General features: G+C 41.9%; 4 protein-coding genes. 2 read left to right on the top strand and 2 right to left on the bottom strand.

The genetic code is table 11. The features are described from left to right. Position 1: 1 nt before the first annotated feature. A complete protein-coding gene (gene hsdR, locus L4C32_RS20375; RefSeq protein ID WP_428198722.1) occupies positions 2-2,440 on the top strand; it encodes an EcoAI/FtnUII family type I restriction enzme subunit R in 2,439 nt (812 codons plus the stop codon). A gap of 44 nt (positions 2,441-2,484) precedes the next feature. On the opposite strand, the gene L4C32_RS20370 is transcribed toward hsdR, so the two are convergent. After that, entirely contained in the window at positions 2,485-2,862 is a 378-nt protein-coding gene (locus L4C32_RS20370) for an elongation factor Ts (protein ID WP_428198721.1), read from the bottom strand. A gap of 88 nt (positions 2,863-2,950) precedes the next feature. Between L4C32_RS20370 and L4C32_RS20365 the strand changes: the two genes are divergently transcribed. Then, positions 2,951-3,097, top strand: a complete 147-nt coding sequence (locus L4C32_RS20365; protein WP_428198720.1) for a hypothetical protein — start codon at positions 2,951-2,953, stop codon at positions 3,095-3,097. Between the two features lie 126 nt (positions 3,098-3,223). On the opposite strand, the gene L4C32_RS20360 is transcribed toward L4C32_RS20365, so the two are convergent. Beyond that, positions 3,224-3,622 (bottom strand): hypothetical protein, encoded by a 399-nt coding sequence (locus L4C32_RS20360; protein WP_428198719.1) that lies wholly within the window; start codon positions 3,620-3,622, stop codon positions 3,224-3,226. Between the last annotated feature and the right edge of the window lie 51 nt (positions 3,623-3,673).

Raw genomic sequence — 3,673 nt, 5'->3', positions numbered from 1 at the left:
TATTAATAAAACGAAATTATCGGAAACGGACATCATCACTAAATTTATTCTGCCTGCAATTACTGGTGCAGGCTGGGATGATATGACTCAAATTCGCCAAGAGGTGAAGCTACGTGATGGTAAAGTGATTGTTAGAGGTCAAGTTGCCGCTCGTCAGAAAGTGAAGTCTGCCGACATTGTGCTCTATCATAAGCCGAGTATGCCGCTGGCAGTTGTTGAAGCGAAAGCCAATAAACACGAAGTTGGTAAAGGTATGCAGCAGGGGATGGACTATGCTCGTCTTCTCGAAGTCCCATTTGTTTTTGCGTCCAACGGTGATGGTTTCATTTTTAGAGACTTAACTAATCCCGCTCAGTTAGAAAGCGAAATTCGTTTAGAAGACTTCCCAACACCACAGCAACTGTGGGATAAGTACTGTATATGGAAAGGCTACAAAGCAGAACATTTGCCTGTTATCACTCAAGATTATCACGATGATGGCGGTGGTAAATCTCCACGTTATTATCAACTTCAGGCCATCAATAAAACCGTTGAAGCTGTTGCTGCAGGTCAAGACCGAATCTTGTTAGTCATGGCGACAGGTACAGGGAAAACCTATACAGCGTTTCAAATCATTTGGCGATTATGGAAAGCAAAAGCTAAGAAACGAATCCTATTTCTAGCGGACAGAAACATCCTTGTTGACCAGACAAAAACCAATGACTTCCAGCCTTTTGGCACCGCGATGACCAAGATTACAGGGCGAAAAGTCGATCCTGCTTTTGAAGTCCATCTTGCCCTGTATCAGGCACTCACAGGGCCAGAAGAAGAGCAGAAAGCTTATAAGCAGGTAGATCCAAACTTTTTTGATCTCATCATAATAGACGAGTGTCATAGAGGCAGCGCGTCAGAAGACAGTGCATGGCGTGAAATCTTAGAGTACTTCAACTCTGCGACTCAAGTGGGTTTAACTGCAACCCCAAAAGAGACCGATGAAGTCTCAAACATTGAATACTTTGGCGACCCTGTTTATACCTACTCTCTGAAAGAGGGGATTGAGGATGGTTTTTTAGCGCCTTACAAAGTGGTTCGTGTTGATATAGATGTTGATGTGCAAGGTTGGAGACCAACCAAAGGGCAAACAGATAAACACGGTGAAGTGATCGAAGACAGAATCTATAATCAAAAAGATTTTGACCGCACTATGGTGATTGATGAGCGTACTGAACTCGTCGCTCAAACCATTACAAACTACTTAAAACGCACCGACCCAATGTCAAAAACCATTGTCTTCTGTAATGATATTGATCATGCCGAGCGAATGCGTCGTGCATTGGTTAACTTGAACCCGGATCAAGTAAAGAGAAATGAAAAGTACGTTATGAAAATCACGGGTGATGATGAAATAGGCAAAGCTCAACTTGATAACTTTATTAATCCTAAAAAGAAATACCCAGTCATAGCCACAACCTCAGAGCTGATGAGCACGGGTGTTGATGCCAAAACTTGTAAGCTAGTTGTGCTTGACCAAGGTATTCAATCAATGACCAAGTTCAAGCAGGTCATTGGTCGTGGGACCCGTATTGACGATCGCTATGGCAAACTTTGGTTCACTATTCTCGATTTCAAAAAAGCCACAGAGTTGTTTGCTGATGAACGCTTTGATGGTACGCCTGAGCGAGTAAAAGTGACCACACCAGAAGATTTTGATAGTGATGAAGGTTTGGATGACATCATAGATGGGGTTGATGGCGTCGATGTTGATGACCCATTTGGTGATGAAGATATTGATCCAAATTCAATCCAAGAACCAGAGTCAGTCTATGGTGATGACTTCGGTGACTCAACGGATGGTGGCACTGGGAACAGCGATGATTGGGATGATGAAAACCGAGTCCGTAAATTCCATGTAAACGGTGTCGCAGTAAAGGCGTTGGCTGAGCGCGTTCAGTACTACGATTCAGACGGCAAGTTAGTCACCGAATCATTCAAAGATTACACCCGTAAAACCATGGTGAAGCAGTTCTCTTCACTTGATGAGTTTACCAAGCGTTGGAATGAATCAGACCGTAAACAGGTCATTATTGATGAGTTAGCTGAAGCGGGTATTTTATGGGAAGCGCTTGAAGATGAAGTGGGCAAAGAGATGGACCCATTCGATATGATTTGCCATGTCGTCTATGACCAACCCGCGTTCACTCGTAAAGAACGGGCAGACAACGTTAAGAAGCGTAACTACTTCACTAAATATGGTGATACTGCACAGCAAGTATTAAGTAACCTGCTCGATAAGTACGCCGATGAAGGTGTGCAGGAAATTGAAAATATCCACGTTCTCAAAGTGAAGCCTTTTGACGAGATGGGAAGACCATTAGAGATCATTAAAAAAGGATTTGGTGGAAAATCTCAATACCTAGAAGCTGTAAACGAGTTGGAAGCTGCGATTTATGAAACCGCGTAATTCGCATTTATACCCAAATAGTTTTACTCCTAAAGATCGCTAACTTAGCGGTCTTTTTTATCTTCATCAAAACAATCCAACTTAGAGGATAGCTGCGTCAGCTGAAGTGCTAGTTCTTCATTGATACTACGATGAGGTACATAGTGTGGCAGAATCAATCCTAAATTAAGTGCCTGGTAGTCAGGGTGTTCTGAAAGAATACGAAGGTACTGATCAAGTCTCGCTTCATTTGTCGTTGCGCGCTGTAGCTGTTTTTTTATATTTTGCCCCAGCTTACGAATATCGTCTTTGTCAGTCTCTTTAAAATCATCGTTATCATTGAGCTCGTCATACAGCAAATTAGCTAACTGATTATGGCTCCAGCTCAATGCATCCAAAGCTTGTTGAATTTGTTGTTGCTTTTGTTTTGTGTGTGTCCCCATCTGTCCCTAGCCTCCTAGTTATGATTACTTTGTCTTAGCGAAGACGCACTGTTACTTAAATTAAAGTTGCTTAAAAAAAGGATAAATCATGACTAAGTCAAAAGCACCAATGACACCAGAAGCCGCTGCTCGTATAAAATCAAGTAATGCAAAAAGTGGTGATGGGAAAACGTCCAAAGGCTCCTTCCCCGCAAGAGCAGATAAAGCGGCTGCTAAAAACCAAAACTCTAAATAAGGAATATCACCATGAACAAGCCAAATCCAAACTACCCAAGTAAAACACCTAATCCATCAGGCCCTGGCCGTGGCAACGTACCTAAGAAGTAACATCGTATTATGTGGCGGCTAATGGCCGCCACTTCTATTTACAGAGTTTCGCATTCTGCCTAAGTGTTGTAATAAATTCGTTAGATTCCGAGTTGTAGGTGGTATAAGAGACATCTTCCATTGTTTTATCTAATGCACATAAACAAAGCTCTCTTTTAGTCTCGTAGCGACGAGTAGACATTTGATTTTTGGATGAGTTGATACAGCTATCGACAATGGCATACTCGACTGCTAATGGGTATCTTACCTCTTCCAAAGATGCATTAACCTTATATCCACCCATCGCCCCCACAAAAAGTGCCGTGCTTGCAGAGATTAGTGCTCTTTTGCTAAATTTAAACCCTTCGAAGCTCTTTTCACACTCTTTACATGAGATGTTTTTTGCAAACTCAATATCATTGTCATGCTGGCAATGCGGGCATTCTATTTTCATTATTAGAACCAAACATTTAAGGGCTTTATTTTAAAAAACGATATATAAGAT

The sequence above is a fragment of the Aliivibrio kagoshimensis genome (genome assembly GCF_050337105.1).
GTDB classification, from domain to species: domain Bacteria; phylum Pseudomonadota; class Gammaproteobacteria; order Enterobacterales; family Vibrionaceae; genus Aliivibrio_A; species Aliivibrio_A kagoshimensis.
Note: the sequence above shows the minus strand (reverse complement) of the source record. Positions and strands in the feature narration are given on the sequence as shown.

Excerpts from the sequence above, each read along its gene's own strand:
- L4C32_RS20370 (WP_428198721.1), bottom strand. The coding sequence starts at position 2,862 with ATGGGGACACACACAAAACAAAAGCAACAACAAATTCAACAAGCTTTG.
- L4C32_RS20365 (WP_428198720.1), top strand. The coding sequence starts at position 2,951 with ATGACTAAGTCAAAAGCACCAATGACACCAGAAGCCGCTGCTCGTATA.
- L4C32_RS20360 (WP_428198719.1), bottom strand. The coding sequence starts at position 3,622 with ATGAAAATAGAATGCCCGCATTGCCAGCATGACAATGATATTGAGTTT.